22 protein-coding genes are annotated in these 26044 nt (G+C 68.6%); 6 read left to right on the top strand and 16 right to left on the bottom strand.

Features of this window, described 5'->3' with window-relative positions; translation table 11 throughout:
- Positions 1–63 precede the first annotated feature (63 nt).
- Positions 64–5274, top strand: coding sequence for an RHS repeat-associated core domain-containing protein (locus tag H4281_RS26125; protein WP_182893572.1), 5211 nt, complete (start codon positions 64–66; stop codon positions 5272–5274).
- 43 nt (positions 5275–5317) lie between these two features.
- Here the strand turns inward: H4281_RS26125 and H4281_RS26120 are convergent, their stop codons facing one another.
- The 4 genes from H4281_RS26120 to H4281_RS26105 are packed head-to-tail and all read right to left on the bottom strand — an operon-like array spanning position 5318 to position 8811.
- On the bottom strand, positions 5318–5734 hold the full coding sequence (locus H4281_RS26120) for a carboxymuconolactone decarboxylase family protein (RefSeq protein WP_182893571.1): 417 nt from the start codon (positions 5732–5734) through the stop codon (positions 5318–5320).
- Entirely contained in the window at positions 5731–6195 is a 465-nt protein-coding gene (locus H4281_RS26115; protein WP_182893570.1) for a MerR family transcriptional regulator, read from the bottom strand. Before H4281_RS26115 ends, H4281_RS26120 begins: the two co-directional genes overlap by 4 nt.
- Before the next feature lie 41 nt (positions 6196–6236).
- Entirely contained in the window at positions 6237–7496 is a 1260-nt protein-coding gene (locus tag H4281_RS26110; RefSeq protein ID WP_182893569.1) for an MFS transporter, read from the bottom strand.
- Positions 7489–8811 (bottom strand): GH1 family beta-glucosidase, encoded by a 1323-nt coding sequence (locus H4281_RS26105; RefSeq protein WP_182893568.1) that lies wholly within the window; start codon positions 8809–8811, stop codon positions 7489–7491. Before H4281_RS26105 ends, H4281_RS26110 begins: the two co-directional genes overlap by 8 nt.
- 114 nt (positions 8812–8925) lie before the next feature.
- Here H4281_RS26105 and H4281_RS26100 point away from each other — a divergent pair, with 114 nt between their 5' ends.
- A complete protein-coding gene (locus H4281_RS26100; RefSeq protein ID WP_182893567.1) occupies positions 8926–9585 on the top strand; it encodes a TetR/AcrR family transcriptional regulator in 660 nt (219 codons plus the stop codon).
- Between the two features lie 101 nt (positions 9586–9686).
- Here the strand turns inward: H4281_RS26100 and H4281_RS26095 are convergent, their stop codons facing one another.
- Positions 9687–10874 carry an amino acid deaminase/aldolase gene (locus tag H4281_RS26095; RefSeq protein ID WP_182893566.1) on the bottom strand — a complete coding sequence of 396 codons (1188 nt, stop codon included), beginning with the start codon at positions 10872–10874 and terminating at the stop codon, positions 9687–9689.
- A gap of 99 nt (positions 10875–10973) precedes the next feature.
- On the opposite strand from H4281_RS26095, the gene H4281_RS26090 reads away from it, so the two are divergent.
- A complete protein-coding gene (locus H4281_RS26090; protein ID WP_182893565.1) occupies positions 10974–12275 on the top strand; it encodes a D-arabinono-1,4-lactone oxidase in 1302 nt (433 codons plus the stop codon).
- Here the strand turns inward: H4281_RS26090 and H4281_RS26085 are convergent, their stop codons facing one another.
- The 3 genes from H4281_RS26085 to H4281_RS26075 are packed head-to-tail and all read right to left on the bottom strand — an operon-like array spanning position 12276 to position 14574.
- Positions 12276–13220 carry a ribose-phosphate diphosphokinase gene (locus H4281_RS26085; protein ID WP_182893564.1) on the bottom strand — a complete coding sequence of 315 codons (945 nt, stop codon included), beginning with the start codon at positions 13218–13220 and terminating at the stop codon, positions 12276–12278.
- Complete coding sequence (locus H4281_RS26080; protein ID WP_182893563.1) at positions 13220–13870, bottom strand: SDR family oxidoreductase; 651 nt, start codon at positions 13868–13870, stop codon at positions 13220–13222. Before H4281_RS26080 ends, H4281_RS26085 begins: the two co-directional genes overlap by 1 nt.
- Before the next feature lie 41 nt (positions 13871–13911).
- Entirely contained in the window at positions 13912–14574 is a 663-nt protein-coding gene (locus H4281_RS26075; RefSeq protein WP_182893562.1) for a hypothetical protein, read from the bottom strand.
- A 419-nt stretch (positions 14575–14993) separates the two neighbouring features.
- Between H4281_RS26075 and H4281_RS26070 the strand changes: the two genes are divergently transcribed.
- Both H4281_RS26070 and H4281_RS26065 read left to right on the top strand, forming a co-directional pair.
- On the top strand, positions 14994–16064 hold the full coding sequence (locus H4281_RS26070) for an HpcH/HpaI aldolase/citrate lyase family protein (RefSeq protein WP_182893561.1): 1071 nt from the start codon (positions 14994–14996) through the stop codon (positions 16062–16064).
- Positions 16061–16924, top strand: coding sequence for an HpcH/HpaI aldolase/citrate lyase family protein (locus H4281_RS26065; RefSeq protein WP_182893560.1), 864 nt, complete (start codon positions 16061–16063; stop codon positions 16922–16924). Before H4281_RS26070 ends, H4281_RS26065 begins: the two co-directional genes overlap by 4 nt.
- Here the strand turns inward: H4281_RS26065 and H4281_RS26060 are convergent.
- Genes H4281_RS26060 through H4281_RS26025 form a run of 8 tightly spaced genes read right to left on the bottom strand, consistent with a single transcriptional unit; the run spans position 16917 to position 25231 of the window.
- Complete coding sequence (locus tag H4281_RS26060) at positions 16917–18302, bottom strand: amidase (protein WP_182893559.1); 1386 nt, start codon at positions 18300–18302, stop codon at positions 16917–16919. The two genes, H4281_RS26065 and H4281_RS26060, sit on opposite strands and share 8 nt — an antisense overlap.
- A gap of 15 nt (positions 18303–18317) precedes the next feature.
- Complete coding sequence (locus H4281_RS26055) at positions 18318–19076, bottom strand: SDR family NAD(P)-dependent oxidoreductase (RefSeq protein ID WP_182893558.1); 759 nt, start codon at positions 19074–19076, stop codon at positions 18318–18320.
- Positions 19073–20497, bottom strand: coding sequence for an aldehyde dehydrogenase family protein (locus H4281_RS26050; protein WP_182893557.1), 1425 nt, complete (start codon positions 20495–20497; stop codon positions 19073–19075). Before H4281_RS26050 ends, H4281_RS26055 begins: the two co-directional genes overlap by 4 nt.
- Positions 20490–21257 carry an ATP-binding cassette domain-containing protein gene (locus H4281_RS26045; protein ID WP_182893556.1) on the bottom strand — a complete coding sequence of 256 codons (768 nt, stop codon included), beginning with the start codon at positions 21255–21257 and terminating at the stop codon, positions 20490–20492. The genes H4281_RS26050 and H4281_RS26045 overlap by 8 nt, the downstream gene beginning before the upstream one ends.
- A complete protein-coding gene (locus H4281_RS26040) occupies positions 21254–21988 on the bottom strand; it encodes an ATP-binding cassette domain-containing protein (protein ID WP_182893555.1) in 735 nt (244 codons plus the stop codon). Before H4281_RS26040 ends, H4281_RS26045 begins: the two co-directional genes overlap by 4 nt.
- The gene (locus H4281_RS26035) at positions 21985–22800 is read right to left on the bottom strand and encodes an ABC transporter permease (RefSeq protein ID WP_182893554.1); all 816 of its coding nucleotides are present in this window, start codon (positions 22798–22800) and stop codon (positions 21985–21987) included. Before H4281_RS26035 ends, H4281_RS26040 begins: the two co-directional genes overlap by 4 nt.
- Positions 22800–23744: an ABC transporter permease gene (locus tag H4281_RS26030; RefSeq protein ID WP_182893553.1), complete on the bottom strand. Its 945-nt coding sequence runs from the start codon at positions 23742–23744 to the stop codon at positions 22800–22802. The genes H4281_RS26035 and H4281_RS26030 overlap by 1 nt, the downstream gene beginning before the upstream one ends.
- On the bottom strand, positions 23741–25231 hold the full coding sequence (locus H4281_RS26025; protein ID WP_182893552.1) for an ABC transporter substrate-binding protein: 1491 nt from the start codon (positions 25229–25231) through the stop codon (positions 23741–23743). Before H4281_RS26025 ends, H4281_RS26030 begins: the two co-directional genes overlap by 4 nt.
- 74 nt (positions 25232–25305) lie before the next feature.
- On the opposite strand from H4281_RS26025, the gene H4281_RS26020 reads away from it, so the two are divergent.
- Positions 25306–26043 carry a FadR/GntR family transcriptional regulator gene (locus tag H4281_RS26020; protein ID WP_182893551.1) on the top strand — a complete coding sequence of 246 codons (738 nt, stop codon included), beginning with the start codon at positions 25306–25308 and terminating at the stop codon, positions 26041–26043.
- Position 26044 lies beyond the last annotated feature (1 nt).

Here is a 26044-nt window from a genome sequence, read left to right as displayed (position 1 = left end):
GGCCGTGCGTACGAAATCGGCTGCGCGCCCAAGAGATGGTGTTGAGCGTGGAGAAGGGCCGGCATGTCGAATCCTTTGGTGGCCGAAAAGAAGGACTCGACCTCGGCGATCTCCGGCATCTCGATCCTCGAGGCCGGAAAGGGCCTCAAGGACGGCATCGAGTCCGGCGACTGGGCAGCGACCGTGATGGGCGCGGTCGGGGTCGGCATGGAAGCGCTCGCCGCGGTGATGGACCCGTTCGGCGCGATCCTCGCCGCGGGCGTCGGCTGGCTGATCGAGCACGTCGGCCCGCTCAAGGAAGCGCTCGACAAACTGGCCGGCGACCCGGATCAGGTCCACGCGTACTCCGAAACCTGGAAGAACGTCGCCAAAGAAGTCGGCTCGGTCTCGCAGGATCTGGCCGCACAGGTCAAAAAGGACATTGAGTCGTGGGAGGGCGGCAGCGCCGACGCCTATCGCAAACAGGCCGAGGAGGTCGCCAAGACCCTGGAAGGCGCCGCGAAGGCCTGCGAGGGCGCGGGCAGCGGGGTGAAGACCGCGGGCGAGGTTGTCGGCGCGGTGCGGATGCTGGTGCGCGACATCATCGCCCAGGTGGTGGCGCACCTGATCTCGTGGGCGCTGCAGGTGCTGTTCACCCTCGGCATCGGGATGGCCTGGGTGGTGCCGCAGGTGGTCAATCTGGTGGCCAAGACCGCCAAGCAGATCGCCGAACTGGTCAAGAACCTCACCAAGGCGCTCAAGGAACTCGGCAAGCTGCTCACCAAGGCGCGCGGCCTGTTCGACGATGTCGCCAAGTCGATGAAGGGCATCAAGTCCGGCGGCAAGGACGCCACGCACACGCCGAAGGACATCAAATCAGGCGGCGGCTCCACCAAGCCGTCCAGCGCGAAGGACACCCCGAACGAAAAGGGCGGCGGCAGTGGCGGCGGCGAGAAACCGCCGCCTGTCAAGGACGAGTCCACCAACACCTCCGGCGCGCACGACGGCCCGGGCGAAAACAAGGGCGGCGGGAACCACGAGCCGCCGCCGCGCGAACCCGGCAAAGACGAGGGCAACGGCGGATCCGGCGGCGAAGCGGGCAAAACCGACCGCGGCGGGAACGAGTCGAACACCGGGCAGGCAGGCGGCACCGAGACGTCCGGCGCGAAGAAGCAGAGCGACCCCGAGCCGGAATGCAAGACCGACCCGGTCGTCATCTCCAGCGGCGAGGTGCTCGTCGAGGACTTCGATCTCGAACTGGCGCACCTGCTGGTGCGGCGGACACATCGCTCGTCCTACCGCACCGGGCGCTGGTTCGGCCCGACGTGGGCGTCCACTGTGGACCAGCGGCTGGAGTTCGGCGAGGAATACGTCCGGTACTACGGGCCGGAAGGCGTCATCCTCTACTACCCGATGCCCGCCGGGGACGAGCCGGTGCTGCCGATCGAGGGCGCGCGCTGGCCGCTGACCCGGCACGCCGACGGCAGCTGCGCCATCGACCAGGTGCGCCCGGACCGGACGATGCGGTTTTCCGGCGAGGGCAAGACATTGCCGCTGCGCTCGATCGAGGACGCCGACGGATCGTGGACCGAACTGTCCTATGCGGACACCGGCGCGCCCGCGCTGCTCACGCATTCGAGCGGGGTCCAGGTCGGCTTCCGCACGAACGGGCACCGGATCACCGAACTGCGGGTGATCGGAGCCGGCCCGGCTCCGGACGTCGTCGTGCGCGGCTATCGCTACAACTACCAGGGCCATCTCTCCGAGGTCGTCAACTCCTCGGGGACGGCGAAGCGCTACACCTACGACCCCGACGGCAGGGTCACGACCTGGGAAGACCGCAACGGCGTCAGCTACCGCTACGTCTACGACGCCGAAGGCCGGTGCGTGCGCACCGCGGGCGCGCAAGGCTTCTACAACGGCGCGTTCGAGTACAACCCCGCCGCCCGCATCACCCGGTTCACCGATTCCCTCGGCCACGTCTCGGAGTACGAGTACAACGCGGAGGGCCGTCCGGTCCGGGAGACCGACCCGCTGGGCAACGTGACGCTCTCCGAATGGGATCGCTACGGCAATCTGCTCCGCCGGGTCGACCCGCTCGGCCGGGTCACCGAGTACACCTACGCCGACGACGGCACACCGCTCACCATCGCCCGCCCCGACGGCAGCCTCGCCGAACTGGAGCACGACGGCACCGAACTGGCCGCGATCACAGTGCACGGCAACGGCCTGCGCTGGCAGCGCCGGTACGACCAGCCCGGCTCCGCACTCGAGTTGCCCGAGTTCTTCGCGAGCGAGCCCGAGCCGGACGACCCCGCTGCGGAACTGGACCAGTTCGGCAGGCCGCGTTCGACGCCCGAGGCAGGCGGCGGACGGACGCAGCTGGGCTGGACGGTCGATGGCAAACCCGCCTCGCGGATCGGGGTGCGCCGCGAGCGTGCGACGTGGCGGTATGACCGCGAGGGCAACGAAATCGAGCACGTCGACGAACTCGGCCGGGTGACCCGGCGGGAGTACGGCCCGTTCGACGTGGTCACCGCGGTCGTGGACCCGTCCGGCGCGCGCACCAGCTACACCTACGACACCGAACTCCGGCTGACCTCGGTCACCGATCCGTTGAACCGCACCTGGACCTACACCTACGACCCGCTCGGCAGGCTGGTCGCGCAGACCGATTTCGACGGCCGGACCCGCACCTACGCCTACGACGCGGCCGGGCAGCCGATCCGGGTGACCGAGCCGGACGGTTCGGTCACCGAGAACGAGTACGACCTGCTCGGCAACCGAATCGAGGTCCGCGGTCCGCACCGCACCGTGCGCTACGCCTACGACCCGGTCGGCAACGTCGTGCGGGTCGAGTCCGCGGATTCCGTGGTGGAGTTCGACCGCGATCTGTACGGCCGGGTCGTCCGCGAGGCGATCGACGGCGTCGAGGTGCACTTCTCCTACGACGAGCAAGGCCAGACGATCCGCCGCCGCACACCGTCGGGCGCGGAAAGCGTGTGGCGGTTCGACGAGGAAGACCGGCCGGTTTCGCTGACCACGGCGGGACACACCGTGCGCTACCGGCTGGACGACGAGGGCCGCGTGCTCGCCCGCGACACCGACGGGATCAGCACCCTGCAGCAGGTGTTCGGCCCGCGCGGGCTAGTCACCGCGCAGCAGGTTTCCCGTGGAACAACGCCGGTGCAGCGGCGCGGACTCGAGTACTACGCGGACGGCAGCCTGGCCGCGGTGCAGGACAGCCTTTCCGGGAAAACCGCCTTCGCGCGGGACCCGGCCGGACGCGTGGTCACGGTGTCTTCCCCGGCAGGCAGGGAAGAACTGCGCTACAACCCGGCTGGCGAACTGACAGCCTGGTCGGGCAGCCCTGGCCTGTCCGCCGACTACGACTCCCTCGGCCGCCGGATCCGGCACCGCGAGGTGCATCCGGGCGGCGTGCGGGTGTGGGAGTACGCCTGGACCGGCGACCTGCTCACCGGCCTGCGCACACCGGACGGCGCCCAGTGGCGCTACCGGTACGACCCGCTCGGCCGCCGGATCGCCAAGGAACGGCTGCTGGCCGACGGTTCCGTCGCCGAATCGACCCGGTTCGTGTGGGATGGCTTCGTGCTCATCGAGCAGGTGCACACCGACCAGGCTGGAGTGCGCCGGACGACCACCTGGGAACGCAGACCGGGCAGCGACGAACCGGTCACTCAGCTCGAACGCGGCCCGGGCGGCGACCGGTTCGCGTCCGTCGTCACCGACGCCATTGGCACGCCGACCGACCTGATCGACGAGCACGGCGGCCTCGCCTGGACCGCGCGTCGTTCGCTGTGGGGCCGGGTGCGGCCCGGCGGCATCCCGCTGCAGTTCCCCGGCCAGTACGCCGACGCGGAATCCGGCCTGCACTACAACGTTTTCCGCTACTACGACCCAGCCGCCGCGCGCTACCTCAGCCAGGACCCGCTCGGGCTGGAGGGCGGGCCGAACCCGGTCGCCTACGTCCCCGACCCGTTCGCCGCCTACGATCCGCTCGGCCTCGAAGGCTGCGGAAAGGGCAAAGGCAAGGCGACGGATCCGCCGCCCGCGGACTCCACGGCCAAGCACAACGCCGGCAACGGCGGCGGAAGCAGCAAGTCCGCCGCCGCCGACGGCGGCAAGGGCAAAAACAAGCGCAAACGCGACGACAAGGACGACGGTTCCGGCGGCTCCGACGGCAAGTCGAAGGCGAAGAAAAAGAAGGACGAGGACGTCTGGGACCGGATGGCGTGGAACTCAGACGCCAAGAACGCGCGCAAGAACCAGACCGGTGACAAAAACGATCCGTTCCACAAGGCCGGAAGCGATGTGGCGCAGCGGCACATCATCTCGTTCCAGAAGATGCGGGACGGACTGAAGAACTGGGTACACGAGCAGCCGGTCGACAAGCAAAGCGCGCTGACCAAGAAATACGGCGAGGACGAACTGCCGAAGCTGCACAACCAGCCCAAGAACCTGCCGCTCGGCCCGCAGCACACCAATGCCGGGATCGGCGGCGTTTCGACCCGGATCGGCAACATCGAGGACGGGATCGCGGGCAAGCTCAAGGTCGACAAGAACGAGAACATCAAGACCGAGAACCCGAAGTGGCCGAGCGATTCGCTGGACAAGAGCGGCGGCTACAAGCACAAGGACCACCCGGATCTCGACAAGAACTGGCGTCCGATCGGCCAGCAAGCGGACCGCATCACCGACCCCAAGCAGATGAACCAGGCCACCCGGGACATCGGCGACAGCGCGGACTTCGACTGGCCCGGCGGCAAGAAGGAAGAATTCGAGAAGTGGCACAAGTCCTTCCTCGAATTCACCGATCTCAAGGAAAACCCGAAGAACTACACCGAAAAAGACGTGGACGACATCATCAAGCGGTTCCACGATCTGCCCTCGCCGTCTGGGCGGCATCCCACGATCGACGAGTACAACAAGGCTCCGGACGGGCATCCCTACCGGCTCGACGACAACGGCAAGCCGATCGACGTCGACTCCGACCCGCATAAGGACTGGAAGCGCCCGGACAAGCCGCTGGACGGAAACTCGATGCGCACCGAATGGGGCAACCGGAACGAGCAGGGCATCGGGCCGACCAAGAAGGACTGGGACGACCTCGAAAACGGGAAGTACGACCCGAAGGAGTGGAGCGACCCCGAAAAGAAGAAGTACCTGGACGAGGTCGGCGAGCCCAGCAAACAGGACGTGCGGGACGCCGCCGCGGAGGCGAAAGCCAAGTCCGACAAGATGGCGGACGACGCGCGGAAAAACCGCGGCTGGTGACCTCCGGAGCCCGGCAAGAGAACCGAGCCGGGCTCCGCGGGCGTCAGGCGGTTTCCTCCGCGTCGCGCGCGGCGAACACCTCGCGCGCGGCGAAGGTGGCGTTCAACGCTCGCGGGAACCCCGCGTAAACCGCCGAGTGCATGAGCGCCTCGGTGATTTCCTCGCGGCTGAGCCCGACGTTCAGCGCCGCGCCGATGTGCACCTTGAGCTGCGGTTCGCAGCCGCCGAGCGCGGTCAGCACGCCGAGGGTGACGAGCTGGCGGCTGCGCGGGTCGAGGCCGGGCCGGTCGTACATGTCGCCGAAGGCGAACGCGGCCACGTGGTGTCCGAGGGCGGGGTTGATGTCGGCGAGGGAGTCGATGACGGCTTCGCCCTGGTGGCCGTCGATGCGGGACAGCACGTCGAGCCCGTGCTTGCGGCGGGCGAGGTTTTCCGGGCTGTCGACGTCGTGCTGGATCACGGCAGGGGGCCTTCCTGGTAAGTGGCGATCTTGTATTCGGTGGCGGCGAGGGAAAGCTGCAGCTGAGCGATCTGCGCGCGCAGCGTGTCGCGGTGTTCCAGGAGCATTTCGCGTCGTTCGGGCACGGTTTCCGCGCCGGAATCGACCAGCTCGATGTAGCGGCGCAGGTCGCTGATCGACATGCCCGACACGCGCATCCGCGTCAGGAACACCAGCCGGCGCACCGACGCGGCGTCGTAAACGCGATGCCCGGCGCTGTCCCGGGCGACCTGGACCAGCCCGATCCGCTCGTAGTACCGCAGCGTGTGCGGGTTCAGCCCGAGGTGTTGCGCGGTGGTGGCGATGTCCCACTCGTTCGCGTCATCGTCCCGGGCCAGTTCCCGCAGCGCTTCGACCGACACCGTGCCCGGCGGGTCGACCGCCAGGCGCAGCGCCTCGGTCAGCGCGTCTTCCTTCTCCATGCCGAAGACGCTAAGCCTGTGAGCGCGCTCAAACGCAAGCGCTAACCCACCGATCGCACCCGAGTCACCAAAACCCCGGCCAGCAACGTCGCCACCGCGGACGCCGCGAACAGTCCCGGATACCCGCCCAGCCACTGCAGGATCAACGTCGTGAGCAGCGGCGCGACCACCTGCGGCAGGGAGTTCGCGATGTTGACCACGCCGAGGTCCTTGGCCCGGTTCTGCGCCGCGGGCAGCACCTGCGTCAGCATCGCCAGCGCCACCGCCATGTACGTCCCGAACCCGACTCCCAGCAGCGGCGACGCCACGAGCGCCACCGGCCAGCTCTGCCAGATCACCAGCAGCAACGCGGCCAGCGCCATGATCGCCGCCGAGCCGAGGACGTACGGCTTGCGGTTGCCGGACTTGTCCGAGAAGTGCCCGGCCAGCACCGCGCCGATCACCAAGGCCACGCCGTACAGGCCCATCATGATCAGCAGTCCGCTGTCCGGATCCGGGTAGTGCACCGCGTCCTTGAGGAAGAACAGCAGGTAGAGCGTGCCGAAGGCATTGCCGAGGTTGATCATGAAGTGACAGGCCCACGCCCACGCGAAATCCGGATGCCGCCGCGGCGAGACCCACAGGTCGGCGAGGATCTCTCGGATCTGCCCGCTCGGCCGGAGCTCCAGCGGCAGCCGCGCGTCCGGCGTGCGCAGCACGAACGCCGCCGCACCGGCGAGCACGATCGCGGCGCAGGCCGCGTAGCCGAGCGGCAGCCCGGCGAGGTCGAGCATCACCACGACCACCACCGCGCCGAGCACGGTGCCGAGCATCTGCGCGATGCCGACCAGCCCGCCGACCTGCGCGCGCTGCCCGACCGGAACCCGGTCGGCGATGCCGGACATCAGCGTCGCGAGCATGCCGTTGAGCCCGGCCTGCACGAGACACCAGCCGATCGTCATCACGACGACGTTCGGGGCCTCGGCCAGCACCAGCAGGCCGGCCGCGCCGATCGCGCCGCCCGCGATCGTCCACGGATGCCGCCTGCCGAACCGCGAGCAGGTGCGGTCCGAGAGCAGGCCGATCGCCGGGTTCGCGACGAGCGCGACGGCCGCGCCGATGCCGGTCACGATGCCGAAGACGGTTTCCTTGTGCGCGGCGTCGAGCAGTTCGGCCTGCTGGGGCAGCAAGACCTGGATCGGCGCGTAAATGCCCAGCCACAGCGCGATGTTCGCGAGGAACAGCAGCGTCATCCACCCGGCGCGGACGCGCTTGACCGGCTCGGCGAAAACGTCCGGGACAGCGGCGGCGGTGTCACTCATGGCGGACCAGCTTCCGGTACCAGGCGAAGGAATCCTTGGGCGTGCGGCGTTGCGTCTCGTAATCCACGTGCACGAGCCCGAACCGCGGCGCGTAGCCCTTGGACCATTCGAAGTTGTCCAGCAGCGACCAGACGAAGTATCCGCGCACGTCGACGCCGGCATCCATCGCTTCGCGCAGCGCTTGCAGGTGGCTGGCGAGGAATTCGATGCGTTCGGGATCGGGAACGCTGCCGTCGGCGGCGGGTTCGTCGGCGAAACTGCAGCCGTTCTCGGTGATCTGGACCGGCGGCAGGTGTTCGCGGTAGCGCTCGTGGAAGGACACCAGCAGATCGCGCAACGCCTGCGGGACGATCGGCGAATCGTTGGTGGTCATCGGATAACCCTCGATCGGGCGCAGTTCGAACGGCAGCGGGTTGCCCTGCCCGGGTGCGGTCACGCCTTGGGGTTCGTAGTAGTTGACGCCGTAGAAATCGAGCGGCTGGGCGATCGTGGGCAGGTCGTCGGCGAAGTTCTCCGGCAGATGCGGGTGGACCTGCTCGGGGTAGCTGCCGAGCAGCATCGGGTCGGCGAAGGTGCGGTTGATCAGCGCGTCGAGCCAGTCGGCGGCTTCGCGGTCGGCGGGCGTGTCGTGGTCCGGCCAGATCGGCGAGTGGTTGTTCGCGGTGCCGATTCCGGTCGCGCCGGCCGCACGCAGCGCCTGCACGGCCAGTCCGTGCGCGAGGTTTTGGTGATGCGCGGTGGGGAGCGCGTCGAGCAGCAGGAACTGGCCGGGCGCGTACTCGCCGATGCCGTATCCGTAGATCGACATGACCATCGGCTCGTTGAGCGGGATCCAGAGTTTCGCCCGATCGGCGAAATGCTCCCCCACGATCGTGGCGTATTCGGCGAAGCGGAAGGCGGTGTCGCGGGACCGCCAGCCGCCCGCGTCCTCGATCGCCTGCGGCGTGTCCCAGTGGTACAGCGTGATCGCCGGGGCGATTCCGGCCGCGCAGACCTCGTCGATCAGCTTGTCGTAGAAGGCAAGTCCCTCCGCGTTGGGCTTGCCGGTGCCATCGGGCTGGATGCGCGGCCACGCGATCGACATCCGGTAGGCGCCGACGCCGAGTTCCGCCATCAGGGCGATGTCCTCGGAGTAGCGGTGGTAGTGGTCGGCCGCTACCTTGGCGTCCTCGCCCCGGGCGATCTTGCCTTCGGCGGCGGTGAACGTGTCCCAGATGGACGGTCCGCGACCGCCTTCGGCCGTCGCCCCCTCGATCTGGAACGCCGAGGTCGAGACACCCCACAGGAAGTCGGGCGGGAAGGTCGGATGGTCCACGCTGAGCACCCCTTGCCTTCGGACACCCTCGCGGGTGAACGTGAAAAGTTCTCATATGTTAGGTCGTCACTCGTCTCGGGGGAAGCCCCGCGGGGCGCTAAAGTCCCAGATCAGATGAGTGAATCGCGAGAGACTCCGAGGAACGACGTGGCCGAGACCCAGGCTGAACCCACACCGCTGCGGCGAAAGCCGGTTCAGCAACGCAGCGCCCGGCGGGTGGAACAGATGCTGGACGCGAGCGCCGTGCTCATTGACGAGGTGGGCTACGACGCGCTCACCACCACGCTGATCGCCAAACGCGCGGGCGTCGCGGTGGGGTCGCTGTACCAGTTCTTCCCGGACAAACGCGCGGTCGTGCAGGCGCTGACGCAGCGGAACCTGGAACGGTTCGTGGCCGCGGTGAACGAACGGCTGCAGCAGCTGAGCCCCGAGCACTGGTGGAACATCGTCGACTCGGTGCTCGACATCTACCTGCAGATGCACCGCGAGGTGCCGGGGTTCTCGAAGGTCCACTTCGGAGACGTGATCGACGTCCGGCTGCTGGCTGACGACCGCGACAACAACTCGGTCATCGCGGACTCGCTGGTCGAAATCCTGCGCGGGCACGTCGACCGGCCCGCCGACGAACTCCGGTTCGCCATCGCGATCGCCAACGAGACGGCGGACGCGCTGCTGAAACTCGCCTTCCGCCGCGACCCGAACGGGGACGAGCGGATCGTCGCCGAGGCCAAGCACGTGGTGAAGGGTTACCTGGCAAGCAAATTCGGCGACTGACCGCTTCCCCAATGTGGCGTTGGGTGCGCCCCACGCACCCAAAGTGGCGTTCGGTGCGTCGCATGCACCCAATGCCACATTGGGGCGCTCGGGGCCCGCGCTCAGCCGAAGTTCTGCCCCTCGCCGCGGTAAGTCGGGACGGTTCGTTCCACCTGGCTGCCGCGGACGAGGTGGTAGGCCAGGAATCGTTCGGCCAATTCCCCGGCTTTCGCGTGCCGCAGCCAGACCCGGTCGCCGAGCCGCAGCGTGCGCGCGGCCTCGCCGGTCACTGGGGTCTGCACTTCGCCGGCACCTTCGAAACCCAGCAGGCGCAAGCCTTCCGGCAGATACGGCGACGGTTCGCGCGACGGACCGGTCGGTCCGGAGGCGATGTAGCCGCCGGAGTACAGCGTCGCGACATTCTTCGCCGGACGGCGCACCACCGGCAGCGCGAACAACGCGGCGGGCCGCGGCTGGAAGTGCGAATAGCCGTCGAACAGCGTCGGGGCGAGGAATCCGGACCCGGCCGCGATCTCGGTGACCACGTCCTCCGCGCCGGTGGTCTCGATGCTTCCGGTGCCGCCGCCGTTGACGAACTCCAGGTCGGCGACCTCGCGCACGGCCCGCACCGCCGCACCTCGGCGACGGGCGAGTTCGGCCGCGGAACGGTGTTGCATCCAGCCGATCACGCGGTTTTGCAGGCCTTTTCCGGCGGCGTCGCCGAGTCCGGCGATCTGGCCTTCGTACGCCATCATCCCGACCAACTGGAAACCCGGCCGCGTAACTATCCGGCGGGCGATCGCGACGGCTTGCGCCGGTTTGAACACCGGCGAACGTCGGGTGCCGACGTGTACCCCGGGCAGCGGACGCCAGGACGCGTCGAGTTCGAGGCACACGCGGATGTCCGGGTGGCCATGGCCGAGCGCGGCGTCGACGAGATCGAGGTGCTCGGTCGAATCGACCATGATCGTGACCGCCGCGCGAGCGCGTTCGCTCGCCGCCAGCCGGCGGAGCGCTTCGTGGTCCGCGGTCGGGTACGCGACCACGATGTCGTCGGAAGTGCCCAGCTCAGCGTGCCAAACGGCCTCGGCGAGCGAGTAGCACATCAGGCCTTCGAAACCGTCTCGCGCGAGCGCCCGCTCCAGCAGCGCACGGCAGCGCACGGACTTGCTGACCACCCGGATCGGCTTGCCCGCGGCCCGGCGCAGCAGGTCGTCGGCGTTGGCGTCGAAGGCGTCCAGGTCGACGATCGCGAGCGGCGGATCCAGGTCCTTCGTCGCGAGGTCGTACCCGTGCGCTGAGGTGGTCACGCACTTACGGTACGACAACAACGCTTGAAACGCGAATACTATTCACTTACGGTTTCGGCATCTATCGTGGGAACCTTCCAGCGAAGAACAGGTGCCGCAATGACGTGGAGCAACTGGGCCGGAACGGCCAAGGCCACCCCGCAACGGGTGCACCGGCCGCGCAGCACGGCCGAGATCGCCGAGGTCGTGGCCGGGGTCGCCGAGGCGGGGCACCGCGTCCGCGCGCTCGGCAGCGGGCACTCGTTCACCGCGATCGCCGCCGCCGATTCCGACGCGCTCGACCTCACCGCCTGGACCGGCATCGAACGTGCCGACCTCGAAACGCAGCAGGTCACGGTCCGTTCCGGCACCACTCTCCGCACTCTCAACGCGGCGCTGGACGCGCTCGGGCTCGCCATGACGAACCTCGGCGACATCGACGCACAGACCATCGCCGGCGCGATTTCCACCGGCACGCACGGCACCGGTGCGAGGTTCGGGGGAATCTCGACGCAGATCGTCGCGCTGGAACTGGTGCTCGCTGACGGTTCAGTGGTCCGCTGCTCGGCCGACGAGCGTCCGGAGTTGTTCCACGCCGCCCGCGTCGGCCTTGGCGCACTGGGCGTCATCAGCACCGTGACTCTCCAATGTGAACCGTCCTTTGTGCTCTCCGCGCAGGAACGCCCGGAGCCGCTGGAACAGGTTCTCGAAGGTTTCGACGACAACGCGGCGAACAACGATCACTTCGAGTTCTACTGGTTTCCCTACGGCAGCAAGGCCTTGGTGAAGCGCAACAACCGCCTGCCGCTGCACGCCGAGCGGAAACCGTTGTCCCGCTTGCGACAGTTCGTGGACTACGAGCTCACCGAGAACGTCGCGTTCGGCGGGCTCTGCCGGCTCGGCCGTGCGGTGCCGAAACTGGTGCGGCCGCTCGGCGCGTTCGCGTCACAGGTGTCGTCCCCGCGCGAGTACAGCGACCTTTCGCACCGCGTTTTCGTCACCCATCGCGGCGTGCGGTTCGTGGAGTCGGAGTACGCGGTCCCGCGCGAATCAGTGCTCGACGTGCTGGCCGAGCTGCGCGGGGTGGTGCCGCGGCTGAAAGACCCGGTGGCGTTCCCGGTCGAGGTGCGCGTCGCCGCGGCAGACGACATCTGGCTGTCCACCGCGAACGGCCGCGATTCCGCGTACATCGCGATCCACCAGTTCCTCGGCATGCCCTACCGCGAGTACTTCTCCGCGTTCGAGAACCTCGTGGGCCAGGTCGGCGGGCGGCCGCACTGGGGCAAGATGCACGACCTCGACGCGTCCGTGCTGCGCACCCGCTATCCGCACTTCGACGATTTCCTGCGGATCCGCAAGGAATGCGACCCGGCCGGGACGTTCACGAACACCTATCTCGACCGGGTCCTCGGCAGCGTCTGATCAGTTCGGCTCGAACAGCGAGCTGACCGACTCTCCGTTGTGGATTCGCCGCATCGCCTCGGCCAGCGCCGGGGCGATGGACAGGATCCGCAGTTTCTCCGTGCGTTCCTCGGCGGGCACCGGCACGGTGTTCGTGCAGACGATCTCCAGCACGTCCTCCTGGCTGCCGATCCGCTTGAGCGCGCCGTCGGCGAACAGCCCGTGCGTGCAGGCCACCCGGATCGTCCGCGCGCCCATTTCCCGGAGCCGGTCCAGCAGTTCCAGCACCGTGCTGCCGCGCGCGATCTCGTCGTCCAGCACGATGATGTCGCGGCCGGCGATCTCGCCGATCACCGATGTGATCTCGACCCGGTCGTCGGCGAACCGCTGTTTCGCGCCCGCCGCGACCTTCGCCCCGAGCAGCCGGGCGAAATGCGCGGCTTCCTTGGCGTTGCCCAAATCCGGCGACACGACCGTGGTTTCCGAGAGGTCGTACTGCCGGAAGTACCGCGCCAGCTCGTGCAGTGCGTGCAGATGGTCGACCGGCACGCTGAAGAATCCGTGCACCTGCGGTGAGTGCAGCGTCATGGTGAGCACGCGGTTCGCGCCCGCGGTGACCATCAGATCGGCGACCAGCCTGCCGCCGATGGAGATCCGCGGCGCGTCCTTTTTGTCCGAACGCGCGTACGAATAGTGCGGCATCACCACAGTGGTGCGCGCGGCCGAGGCGCCGCGGGCCGCGTCGAGCATCAGCAGCAGCTCGACCAGGTGCTCCTGCACCGGTTTGACCAGCGGCTGGATCAGGAAGACGTCCCGCTCGCGGCAGTTGGCCTGGAGCTGGACCTGGAGACAGTCGTTGGCGAATCGGTCGATCTCCACCGGGAGCAGCGGAACGCCGAGGTTGGCGCAGATTTCCTCGGCGAGTTCGGGGTGCGCGCTGCCGCTGAAAACCGCGATGTCGCGCATCAGATCCGGGACAGCGCGTCGGCGATGGAATCGTCGCCGGAGACCAGCTCCAGCGTGCGCCGGGCCGTGGCCGGAGTGTCGAGCAGGGCCAGCAGCACCGCGGCGACGTCCTCGCGCGGGATCTCCCCGCTCCCGACCTTGTCCGCGATCTTCACCTGGCCGGTTCCGGAATCGTTGGTCAGCCGACCGGGGCGCAAGATCGTCCAGTCGAGGTCGCGGGCCTTGAGGTCTTCCTCGGCGGCGCGCTTGGCCCGCAGGTAAGCGGCGAAAACCGGCTCGAAGCCGGGGTCGTCCGCCTTGTCCGCGTTGATCGAACCGACCTGGATGAACCGGCGGACGCCCGCCCGCTCGGCGGCGTCGGCGAACAGCACGGCCGCGCCGCGGTCGACGGTGTCTTTGCGCCCCTCGCCGCTGCCCGGGCCCGCCCCGGCGGAGAACACCGCGGCGTCCGCGCCCTCGAGCACCTTGGCGACAGCGTCCACATCGGACTTCTCAAGGTCGAGCACGACGGTCTCGGCACCGACGGCCGTGAGGTCGGCTTCGTGATCGGGGTTGCGCACGATGCCGACCGGCGCGTCGTGCCGCTGCGCGAGCAGCTTTTCCAGGTGCAGGGCGATCTGGCCGTGTCCGCCAGCAATGACGACTCGCATGAGCCCGACTCTATCGCCGCGCGAACACCGTCGCCGGTGCTTCAGTCCGCCTCGGCGGGAACTGGAGCGTCGGAGTCCTGGCGCAGCAGCAGGTCGTAGGCCATCTCGTTGACCCAGCGCGAAACCGGGTCTTCCTGCAGCAGCACCCGGTCGTGGTGGGTGTCGAGGTCGAGGTCGGTGGTGGCGTACGGGTCGGCGGTGACGACCGCGAGACCGTAGGCGCGGGCGCGCGGCAGGCAGTTCGTCACGTAGTCATCGGTCAGCACGGCAGGCGATGGGAGCACCATCGCGGCCTCGCCGTAGCGCGAAAAGGGCACCGCGGAGGCCATCGCGGTCCGCCAGTGCCGGGCGACCGCGAGGACGCCGATGATCTCGGCGGCCGGCGCGGGTGCGGTCGCGGCCAGCTCTGGCCAGGTCCAGGTGTCGACGAGGGCGCGATCGGCGACGGGACCGACACCCATCGCGATCCGCTCCGCGTGCACGTCGGTCTTGAGCTTCGCGACGATGCTGACCTTGCGGCCGAGCAGGGTCGTCGCGGGCAGCACCACGCCGTTCCAGCCCAGCAGGGCAGCGGCCTTGCGCGCCAGCTCGTCGACGCTCGCGGGGAGCTCGATCGGCGGCAGCACCCGGCTCGCTGTCGTCCGGCTGCGCTTCGCACCGCCGGCGACCGTCGAGCGCTCGGTGTTCTGTGGGGTAGCCGCCACGAGTCCGCCTCCTTCAAGCACCTGTTCCCGTGCACCGGCGAAAACCGGTACATGAACTGAGTACCAGGGCAAAGACGCGAGGTCTCCGGGTTGCCCGGCCGCGTGCGATCGGCGGCGCTCAGCGGTCGGTGACCGGTCGGTAGGCGGTCGTTCGACTTCAGCCCGACCGTGCGGCCAACCGAGTGAGACAGGGGTGAGTGGTGCGCACGGAGCGCTTCCCCTGGGTGTGGCCCTGCCCCGCACGAGGCAGGGCAAGCGGCGCAGCGTCTTACTCCGATCGGCCTAATCGACGCGGTTCCACAGTGGACTTTCGCTGGTCACGGGCATCACCCGGTTGGCGGGTGAGCTTCGCCGCAGCGAGGGTTCGCATCTCCGGTTTAGGGTTACCCGTCGGTCAAGTACCCGCCGGGAGGACCAGGATGCGCTCGCCGAAGGACTTCTTCGCCCCGCTCGCCGTCGGAGCGCCGCAGCCGCCGCGGCAGATCCCGGTGCGGCCGTCGCGCATGATCCACTTTTTCGATCCGGGCAACGAAAAGATGGCCGCGAAGGTCCCGGACCTCGCGAAGAAAACCGACGTGCTGCTCGGCAACCTGGAGGACGCGGTCCGCGCGGACCGCAAGGAAGCGGCGCGCGCTGGCCTGGTGTCGATCGCGAAGGCGACGGACTTCGGCCGCACCCAGCTGTGGACGCGGGTGAACAGCCTCGATTCGCCGTGGGTGCTGGACGACCTGATCACCCTGGTCACCGAGATCGGCGACAAGCTCGACGTGATCATGATCCCGAAGGTCGAAGGCGCACAGGACATTCACTACGTCGACCGGTTGCTGGCGCAGCTGGAAGCGCGGGCCGGGCTGACGGAACCGCTGCTGGTGCACGCGATCCTGGAAACGGCGAGCGGCGTGGCGAACGTCGAGGAGATCGCCGGCGCCTCCCCGCGCATGCAGGGCATCTCGCTGGGTCCGGCCGACCTGGCCGCGAGCCGCCGGATGAAGACGACCCGCGTCGGCGGCGGCCACCCGGGATATCTGGTGCGCACCGACCCGGTCGGCGAGGACCTCGACGAGGGCCGGACGACGTACCAGCAGGATCTGTGGCACTACACGGTCGCGCGGATGGTCGACGCGTGCGCGATGAACGGAATCCTGCCGTACTACGGACCGTTCGGGGACATCCGCGACGTGGTGGCGTGCGAGGACCAGTTCCGCAACGCGTTCCTGCTCGGCTGCGTCGGCGCGTGGAGCCTGCACCCGGTGCAGATCGACATCGCGAAGAAGGTTTTTTCGCCGTCCCCCGCCGATGTGGCCTGGGCCCGTCGCGTGATCGCCGAGATGGGCGACGGAACCGGCGCGGTGATGATCGACGGGAAAATGCAGGACGACGCCTCGGTCAAACAGTGCCGGGTGGTCGTGGAACTGGCTGACGAACTGGCCGCCACTGACCCCGAACTGGCCGCCGCGTACGACGCCGCGACGAAGGAGATCCAGTCATGACCGAACTCCGCCCGCGGCGGTCCGTGCTGTACATGCCCGGCGCGAACGAACGCGCGCTGGAGAAGGCCAAGTCCCTGCCCGCGGACGCGTTGATCCTGGATTTGGAAGACGCCGTCGCCCCCGACGCGAAGGAAGCCGCGCGGGAACGGGTCTGCGCCGCTGTTTCTTCTTATGGTTCGAAGGAAGTGACGATCCGCGTCAACGGCCTGGACACCGAATGGCACGACGCCGACCTGCGCGCCGCCGCTGCCGCTGGTCCGGCCGCCGTGGTCGTGCCGAAGGTGAACTCGGCGGCTGAGGTGCACAACATCGAGCGCGCGCTGGAACTCGGCGGAGCGCCGGAGCACACGAAGATCTGGGCGATGGTGGAGACGCCGATCGCGATGCTGCACGCCGAGGAGATCGCGGGGGCGTCGGAGCGGTTGACCGTGCTGGTGATGGGCACGAACGACCTGGCGAAGGAACTGCACGCGGAATTCGTGCCGGGCCGGGGACCGTTGCTGGGCGGGCTTTCGCTGTGTCTGCTGGCGGCGCGCGCGACCGGGAAAGTGATCCTGGACGGGGTCTACAACGACGTCAAGGACGCGGACGGCTTCGAGGCGGAATGCTTGCAGGGGCGGCAGTACGGGTTCGACGGGAAGACGTTGATCCATCCTTCGCAGGTGGAGCCGTGTAACCGGATTTTCGCTCCTTCAGCGGAAGAGATCGACCGTTCGCGGCGGATCATCGCGGCGTTCGAGGAGGCTTCGGCCGCAGGACGCGGTGTGGTGACTGTGGACGGGCGGATGATCGAGAACCTGCATGTGGAGAACGCACAGCGGGTGCTGGCGTTGGCGGAGGCGATCGGGGCGGCTAGCTGACCGGCCAAGGACGCTGTTCCCCGCGCAGTTCCTCGTAAGCCGCCGCCACCCGCAGCACCTCCAGATCCGCGAAGCGACGCCCCGCGATCTGCAACCCGATCGGCAGCCCCTCCGGGGTATAGCCGCAGTTCACCGACACCGCGGGCTGGCCGGACATGTTGTACGGCACGGTGAAAGCGATGTGCTCGAACGGTCGCGTCGGGTCGTTCGTCGGGGATGGCCAGTCGGCGGGCGGCGGCAGGACGGGGCAGGTCGGCGACAGGACCACGTCGTACGGTTCCGTCGCGCGCAATGCGGCCACGCTGATCGCGTCGATGGCGGCGAAACCGCGGTAAGTGTCCACCCCGGTCGCCTCCGCTCCCCCGGCTGCCCATTCCGCGATGTACGGCAGGACTTGTGCGCGCTGGCCTTCCGTCAGCGCAGCCATGTCCGACCAGGCGCGGACTCGCCAGAAGGTGTCCAGGCCGTTCAGGTGTTCGCGGGTCAGGAACGGGGCGACGGGTTCCACGATCGCCCCGGCGGAGGCGAACAGATCGGCGGCAGCGGTGACCGCGTCGGCGACAGCCGGGGTGACCGGGAGGCCGACGCCGGGGTCGAGGTGCAGGCCGACGCGTAGGCCGGACAGGGAACCAGTCAGGGAAAGCCAGTCGATGGAAGCGGGCGGCAGGCTCAGGTGGTCCCGCGAATCGGGTTGAGCCAGGACGCTCATCAGCAGGGCGGTGTCGGCGACAGTCCTGGTCAGGGGGCCGGCGACGCGGCCGAGGAAGGGCGGATCGACTGGGACGCGGCCGAAGCTGGGTTTCAGGCCGACCAGGCCGCACCAGCCAGCGGGGAGGCGGATGGAGCCGCCGATGTCGGTGCCTACATGCAGGGGGCCGTAGCCCGCGGCGGCTGCGGAGGCGGCACCGGCGCTGGAGCCGCCGGGCGTGCGCGTGACGTCCCATGGGTTGCGCGAAGCGGGGTGGAAGCTCGAGAGGCCTGAGGTGAGCATGCCGTAGTCGGGCATGGTCGTCTTTGCCAGCAGTACTGCGCCTGATTCGCGTACGCGCGCCGCGGCGGGGGCGTCGGCCGTAGCGGGCTTTAAAGCGGTAGCGGCGGTGCCGAGCGGCGTGGGGACGCCGACGGAGGCGATGTTTTCTTTCAGTGTCAGAGGGACACCGTCGATGGGGCCGGACGGTTCACCGGCGTGCCAGCGTGCTTCGGACGCCTTCGCTGCTTCGCGTGCTGAAGCGGCGTCGTACGCGTACAGGGCCCGCAGTTCGGGTTCGCGGGCATCGATGCGGGCGAGGACGGCTTCGGTGACTTCGACGGGCGACAACGTCTGCGCGCGGTACCCGGCTACCAGCTCGTTAGCGGTCAGGTCGGCCAATTCGGTCATCGCGGAACCTCCGATTCACGAAGCGGGTGGGTCAAAGCGGCCGTCCACTGCGGTCCAGCCGCCGTCGACGGCCAGGACGGAGCCGGTGACGAAGGTCGAAGCGTCCGAAGCGAGGTACACGACAGCGCCGGCCAGTTCGTCTGCGCGCGCCCAGCGGCCGAGGGCGCCCTTCTGGGCGTAGGCGTCGTACCAGTCGGGGCGCGCTTTGATCTGCGCGGTCAAGGGCGTCTCGACAACGCCAGGGGCGATGGCGTTGACGCGTACGCCGGACGGTCCGAACTCAGCGGCAGCTGTGCGGAAGAGCTGCACTAAGCCGCCCTTCGATGCCGCGTACGGGCCTTGGCCGGGTTCGACCGTGGTGCCGCGGATTGAGGAAAAGCCGATGATGCTCCCCCGGCCCTGCTCGACCATCGGGGCGCCGAACGCGCGGAGCACCTCGAAGGCGACGCCCAGGTTCAGCTCCACGACGCGGTCGAACTCTTCGCGCGTGTAGTCCAGCAGGCGTTTCCGGACGTTCGTAGCTGCGGTCAGCACGACGGCGTCCAGTGGCCCCAGTTCGGTAGCAGCGGCCGCGATGGCCCGGGAGGCGAGCAGGTCGATCTCGTACGCCTCGCCGACGCCGGTCTCCCGGGCCGCAGCAAGGTCGCGGTCCGCGCAGATCACCGACGCACCGTGCGCGTCCAAGGCTCGGGCGGCTTCGCGGCCGATTCCGCTGCCCGCTCCGAGTACGACGGCTCGGCGGCCGTCCATGCGGAACAGTTCGGCGTAGTTCACGGGCGCAACACCGCCATCCTGGTCACGGTCAGCTCTTCGACGGCGAATCGCGGCCCCTCGCGGCCGATCCCGGAGTCCTTGACCCCGCCGTACGGCATCGTGTCCGACCGGAAACCCGGCACCTCGTTCACCACTACCCCGCCGACTTCCAGCTCGTCCAGCGCCCGGAACGCGGTCTTCAGCGAGCGGCTGTACACACTCGCGTGCAGGCCGTACCGCGACGAGTTGACCGCGGCGAACGCTTCGTCCACATCGGACACTGTGCGCAGGCAGACGACCGGGCCGAAGATCTCCTCGTCCCAGCATTCGACGCCGTCCGGGACATCCGCGAGAACCGTCGGCTCCAGCACTCCGTCGCGCACCGAACCGCCCGCCAGCAGCCGTGCGCCCGCCGCGATCGCTTTGTCGACCCACTCAGCGACGCGGGCGGTCGAGCGTTCGTCGATCAGTGCGGACACTCTCGTGGACAAAGAACGCGGGTCGCCGACGGTCACTTCGCCAAGCCGGGCAAGCACCTTGTCGGTGAACTCCGCGGCCACCGACGAAACCGCCAGCACCCGTTGTACCGAAATACAGGCCTGTCCGGACGCGTAGAACCCGCCGCGCAGCACGGCGTCCGCGGCTGCGTCGAGGTCGGCGTCCTCGGCGACCACCAATGCGGCGTTCGAGCCCAGCTCCAGCAGGGTCTTCGTCGGCGCGGCGTCGCGGGCGATCTGGTGCCCGACGGCGGCCGAGCCGGTGAAGGACACCGCACCGATCCGCCGGTCCGTGACCAGCGCCGATCCGACCGAAGCGGCTCCGGTGACCAGTTGGACCATCGCGGGCAGGTCGGTGCAGGAGCGGACCAGGTGCACCAGCCACAACGTCGCCAGTGGGGTTTGCGGCGCAGGTTTCACCACCACCGGACAACCAGCGGCAATGGCGGGCGCGATTTTGTGCGACGCCAGCAGCAGCGGGTAATTGAACCCGGCGATGCCGACGACCACGCCGATCGGCTTGCGCTTCCAGAACCCGACCAGCCCGTCGCCGGACGGCAGCAGGTCGAGCGGCACGGTTTCGCCGTGCAGCCGCGACACCTCCTCGGCCGCGGCCTCCCAGGTGACGATCGTCCGCGCTACTTCGACCTGGCAGTCGACCAGCGGCTTTCCGGTCTCCAACACGAGCAGCTGCTCGAACTCCGCCCGACGCTCGCGCACAGCCGAAGCCACGTCGTTCAGCAACGCCCGGCGAGTTCGCGAAGGCAGCGAAGCGACTTCGCGAGCCACTGCCACCGCCTCATCCACAGCACGCGAAGCCAGCACGGCAGTACCGACCGGCGCGGTGCCGATCACGGTGCCGTCATAAGGGAACACGACGTCTGCGGTATCCACTGTGGACACCCAGCCGGGACCGATCGGCAGGCCGTCCGGGTAGTCAGGCATCCGTTTCTCCCTTCAACCGGGCCAGCTCGGTCCGCAGATTCGGCGCGGCGGCCAGCAGTTCCCGGGTGTACTCGTGCTCCGGCTCGGCGTAAACCTGTTCGACCGCACCGATTTCCACGATCTCCCCGCTCCGCATCACCGCGACGCGGTCGCACACGTGCCGCACCACGCCGAGATCGTGCGAGACGAAAATCAACGTCAGCGAGAACTCGTCGACCAGCCGGGCCAGCAGGTCAAGGATCTGCGCGCGCACCGAAACGTCGAGCGCGCTCACCGGTTCGTCCGCGATCAGCACGCTCGGGTTCGGCGCGAGCGCGCGGGCGATCGAGATCCGTTGCCGTTGCCCGCCGGAGAACTGGTGCGGGTACCGCATCGCCGCGTCCTCGGGCAATCCGACGGCGGTCAGCAGCTCCGCGACGCGCTCCGGCGACCGGCGGCCGAGCGGTTCGGACACGATGTCCCGCACGCGCATCCGCGGGTCGAGCGAACCCATCGGGTCCTGGAAAACGATCTGCATTTCGCTTCGCAGGAACCGCAGTTTCCGTTCCGGCAGCGAGTCGATCCGCTTCCCCTGGAACGACACCGTTCCCGCGGTCGGGCGGTCCAACGCGGCGAGCAAACGCACCAGCGTGGACTTCCCCGACCCGGATTCGCCGACGATCCCGAACCGCTCACCAGCAGAAACGTCGAAACTCACGCCGCGCAACGCGTGCACGTCCCGCCGCGAATACCGCCGTTCCAAGTCTCGTACGGAGATCATCGCGCGCCCCCCAGATCGGACGCCGCCAGCAATCGCTGCGTATAAGAATGCTTCGGCGCGGTCAGCACTTCTCGCGTCGAGCCATGCTCCACAATAGACCCGTCGAGCATCACCAGCACCCGGTCGCACATCTGCGCCACCACCGCCAGATCGTGCGTGATGAACAGCAGCGAACTCATCCCCGACAATCGCTCGCGGATCAGGCCGAGGATCTGCGCCTGCACGGTGACGTCCAGCGCGGTGGTCGGTTCGTCGCAGATCAGCAGCGCCGGGTCGTTGGCCAGCGCGATCGCCAGCACCACCCGCTGCCGCTGCCCGCCGGACAGCTGATGCGGATACGCCCGCGCGACGTCCGGCAGTCCGACCGCGGCCAGCAGTTCCTCTGCCGGACGCCCGCGACGGCCGTGCACCCGGAACGGCTCGGTGACCTGCCGCCCGATCCGCATCGCCGGGTTCAGCGCCGTCATCGGCTCCTGGAACACCATCGCCATCCCGTTGCCGCGCAACCGGGACAGCTCCTTTTCCGACGCTCCGAGCAACTCCCGGTCGTCCAGCCGCACCGAGCCGGTGGCCGACAGTCCTTCCGGCAGCAGGCCCAGCACCGACAGCGCGGTGAGCGATTTCCCGGAGCCGGATTCGCCGATCAGCCCGACCCGCTCGCCGGCGCCGAGTTCGAACGAAACACCGCGCACCAGGTCCGCGACCTGCAAGTTTTCCACCGTCAGCGTCATACCCGCGCCGCCAATCGGGGGTCGAGACGGTCGCGCAGACCGTCACCGAGAAGGTTGAAGCCGAGCACCGCCAGCGCGATCGCGACGCCGGGCACGAGCGCCAGCCGCGGATGCGCGGTGAGCAGTTCCTGCGATTCCTGCAGCATCCGGCCCCACGACGGCGTCGGCGGCCGCGTGCCGAAGCCGAGGAACGACAACGCCGCTTCCGCCAGCACCGCGATCGCGAACGACACCGAGGCCTGCACGATCAGCAGCCCGCCGATGTTCGGCATTACGTGCGACCAGGCGATCCGGGTCCGCGACCGGCCGCCTGCCCGCGCCGCGAGCACGTATTCGCTGGCCATCACCTGCAGCGAGCCCGACCGCGCGATCCGGGCGAACGACGGGATGGTCGCGATGCCGATGGCGACCATCGCGGTGAGCGTGTCCGCACCGAACACCGCGCCGAACATGATCGCCAGCAGCAGCGCGGGAAACGCGAGCACCAGGTCGTTCACCCGCATCACGAACTCGCCGAGCCAGCGCGGGGCCATCGCCGCGAGCACGCCCAGCGGCGTGCCGATCACCGCCGCGATGCCGACCGCGACCACGCCGACATACAGCGTCGTCCGCGCGCCGACGAGGATCTGGCTGAAGACGTCGCGGCCGAATTTGTCCGTGCCGAACAGGTGCTCGGCCGAAAAGCCCAGCAGCCGGTCCGCCGCGTTGACCTGCACCGGGTCGTACGGCGTCCAGACGAACGACACCAGCGCGGCCAGCACGACGAGCGCGACCAGTATCCCGCCGAGCAGAAGATTTCCGTTGCGGCGCATCAGGACCCCCGCAGTCTCGGGTCGAGCACCGAATAGAGCACGTCGACCACGAAGTTCACCAGCAGCACCCCAGCGACCAGCACCAGCACGATTCCTTGCACGGTCAGCAAATCGCGCTGCGCGACCGCGTCCAGCAGCATGCTGCCGAGCCCGGGCAACACGAACACCCGCTCCACCACGACCGCGCCGATCAGCAGCGTCGTCAACTGCAGCCCGAGCACGGTGACCACCGGGACGGACGCGTTGCGCAACCCGTGCCGGAACAGCGCCTGACCAGGCAAGAGCCCCTTTGAGCGGGCAGTGCGCAGGTAGTCCTGGCCGAGCGTGTCGAGCACCGCCGAGCGCACGTATCGCGTAAGCACCGCGCCCTGCACGAGGCCGAGCGACAACGCCGGGAGGATCAGCCCGCGCAGGAACTCGCCCGTGTCCTGGTCGGGTGGCGTCCATCCGCCGCTCGGCAGCCAGCGCAGCTGTACGGCGAAAATCTGCACCAGGATGATGCCCGCGAGGAACGCCGGGATCGCGACACCGACCTGCGACAGCCCGGAAACCGCGACGCCGCTGGCCTTCCGGTGCCGGACCGCGGCGAACGCGCCGGCCGGAAGCGCGATCACGAGCGCGACGATCATTCCCGCGCCGACCAGCCACAACGTGACACCGAGCCGGTCAAGCAGCTGCGGGCTGATCGCCTCGCGCGTGACGTACGACCGGCCGAAGTCGCCGTGTAGGACGCCGCCCATCCAGCTCAGGTACTGCTCGACCAACGGCCGGTCGATGCCGAATTCGGCGCGGGTCTTCCCGAGCAGTTCGGGCGTCGCGTTCACGCCCAGCGCTACCTGCGCCGGATCGCCCGGCAGCACCGCCATGAACAGGAACACCACAATGGACGCCACGAACAGGCTCACCGCGAACACGGCCACCCGCCGCAGCACGCGCGCGGTCATGCCGGCCTCACCCCAGTCAGGTCGAAGGACTCGCTGACCTGGTTGCGCGCGAGCCCGGTCACCTTCTTCTTGGCGACCACGACGTTGGGGAACAGGAACAGCCAGTCCGCGGCCGCGTCGGTGTTCAGCTGCCGCGCGACCTCCTTCATGTCAGCCACCTGTTCCTGCGGGGTGCCGCTGTCCGCCGCGGCGAGCAGCTGCTGCACGCGCTTGCTGTCGTAACCCCAGTAGTACTTGGGTTTTCCGAACGTCGAGATGTCGCGGGCTTCGACGTGCTGGATGATCGAGAGGTCGTAGTCGTGGTCGGTGAAGACCTGCTTGAGCCACACCGCCGGGAAGTCGAGCGGTTCGATCGTCGCGGTGACCCCGACGTCCGCCAGCTGCGATTGCACCACCTGCGCGGCCGACACCGCGTACGGCAGGTTCGGAATCCGCAGCCGCAGCTTGAGATCGTGTACGCCCGCCTCGGCGAGCAGCTGTTTCGCCTTCGCCGGGTCGTAGGAATAGACCTTCGACAGGTCCTCGTACCACGGGTCGGTGGGCGGGACCATGCTGCCGATGAGCGTGCCGCGACCGCTGAAGACCAGGTCAAGCACGGCTTTCCGGTCGATGGCGTAGGTGAGCGCGCGGCGGACGCGCACGTCGTTCAGCGGCGCGCGACGGCCGTTGAAAGCCAGCGTGACCTCGCTGTTCGTGGTGCCCTGCTGCACGGTGAACCGGTCGTCGCCTTGGAACTGCGGAATCGAATCGGCCGACGTGAGGTTGGAGATCACGTCGATTCCGTTCGACAGCAGGGCGTTGTTGAGCGCGGTCGGATCGGCGAAGTATTTGAGCACGACCGTGCGATACGCCGGTTTCCGCCCCCAGTACCGCGGATTCTCCCGCAGGACAATGGAATCGCCGCGACGGCGCGAGGCCACCTCGTACGGTCCGGTGCCGACCGGATGATTCGCCAGATCCGCGACGCCGGTCGGGCTGAACATCGCGCCGAGCCTGCTGGTGAGGCTGAACAACCAGCCGTTGCTGGGTTTCGACAGCACGACGCGGGCATGATCCGGCGCGACGACCTCGACGTGGTCCACGACGTCCATCGCCGACTTGAGCGAGATCGTCCAGTCCGTCTTCACCCGCATCAGCGAGAACTGGACGTCGGCGGCGGTGAACGGCGCTCCGTTGCTGAACTTGACGCCCTGTTGCAACTGGAAGTCGTAGGTCTTGCGGTCCGGGCTGATCGTCCAGGACTTCGCGAGCAGCGGCACGATCCGGCCCTGCGGATCGAGCTTCACCAGGCCCTCGTAGACGTTGTAGAGCAGCGCCTGCGGGATGGCCACGCCGTCGGAACGGGTGAAGTCGAAGTTGGCCGGCTCCGCCGTGTATCCCACGGAAAGCGTGTCCGGACCTGGGGAAACACTCGCGCTGGAGCCTGCCGAGCAGCCGGACGTCACGAGCAGCAGCGCCAGTGCCGCGGCAGTGCTCCGGGCTTTCATTCCGCCTCCTGCTCAGTACACTGGTCTGACCAGTAACTCAGGCAGACTCGCATCCGGCAGACACCGAGGTCAAGATGAAGTTCGAACCGGTGGCTCCGGTCCGCGCCTACGAGCGGATCGTCGAGCAGATCGAGGAGGCCGTGGTCAGCGGCCGCCTCAAACCCGGCGAACGGCTGCCCGGCGAACGGGAGCTGATGACGCAGTTCGGCGTCGGCCGCTCGACCGTGCGCGAGGCGCTGCGGGTGCTCCAGGCAGCCGAGCTCATCCGGTCGCGGCCGGGCGATCCGCGCGGACCCGAGGTGCTGGCCGCTTCCCCGGGCGCACTGCACCGGTCGATGCACCGGCTGGCACGGGCGGAACACGTCGGGCTGGCGGAACTGCTGCAATTCCGGATGGTGCTCGACGGTTCGTCGCACCTGCTGGCCGCGGAACTGCGCACCGCCGAGGATTTGACCGCGCTCGACGTCGCGTTGGAAGGAATGGCAGCAGCGGACGGATACGCCGAATTCAGCCGGGCAGACGTCGCGTTCCATGACGTCATTGCCCGAGTTTCACGGAACCCGCTGCTGGTCGTCAGCGGAGAAGTGGTCCGCGGCGTGGTGCTGGAATTGATCGAGGACAAGCTCAGCCACGCCAACGACCGCGGCACGCTGATGCATTCCTGGCTGCGGCACCACGAAGAGGTGCTGAACGCGATCCGCGCCGCCGACGGGGAGTCGGCGGCGCGGCTGGCGCGTCAGGCGCTGTATGACAACTACGCGGAGTACGTGCCGAAGGAACAGCGAACGCTGCTCACTCCGTTGCTGACCTGAG

This window comes from Amycolatopsis dendrobii (genome assembly GCF_014145675.1).
Classification (GTDB): Bacteria; Actinomycetota; Actinomycetes; order Mycobacteriales; family Pseudonocardiaceae; genus Amycolatopsis; species Amycolatopsis dendrobii.
The sequence above is the reverse complement of the archived record's forward strand: the minus strand, read 5'-3'. Positions and strand labels throughout refer to the sequence as shown.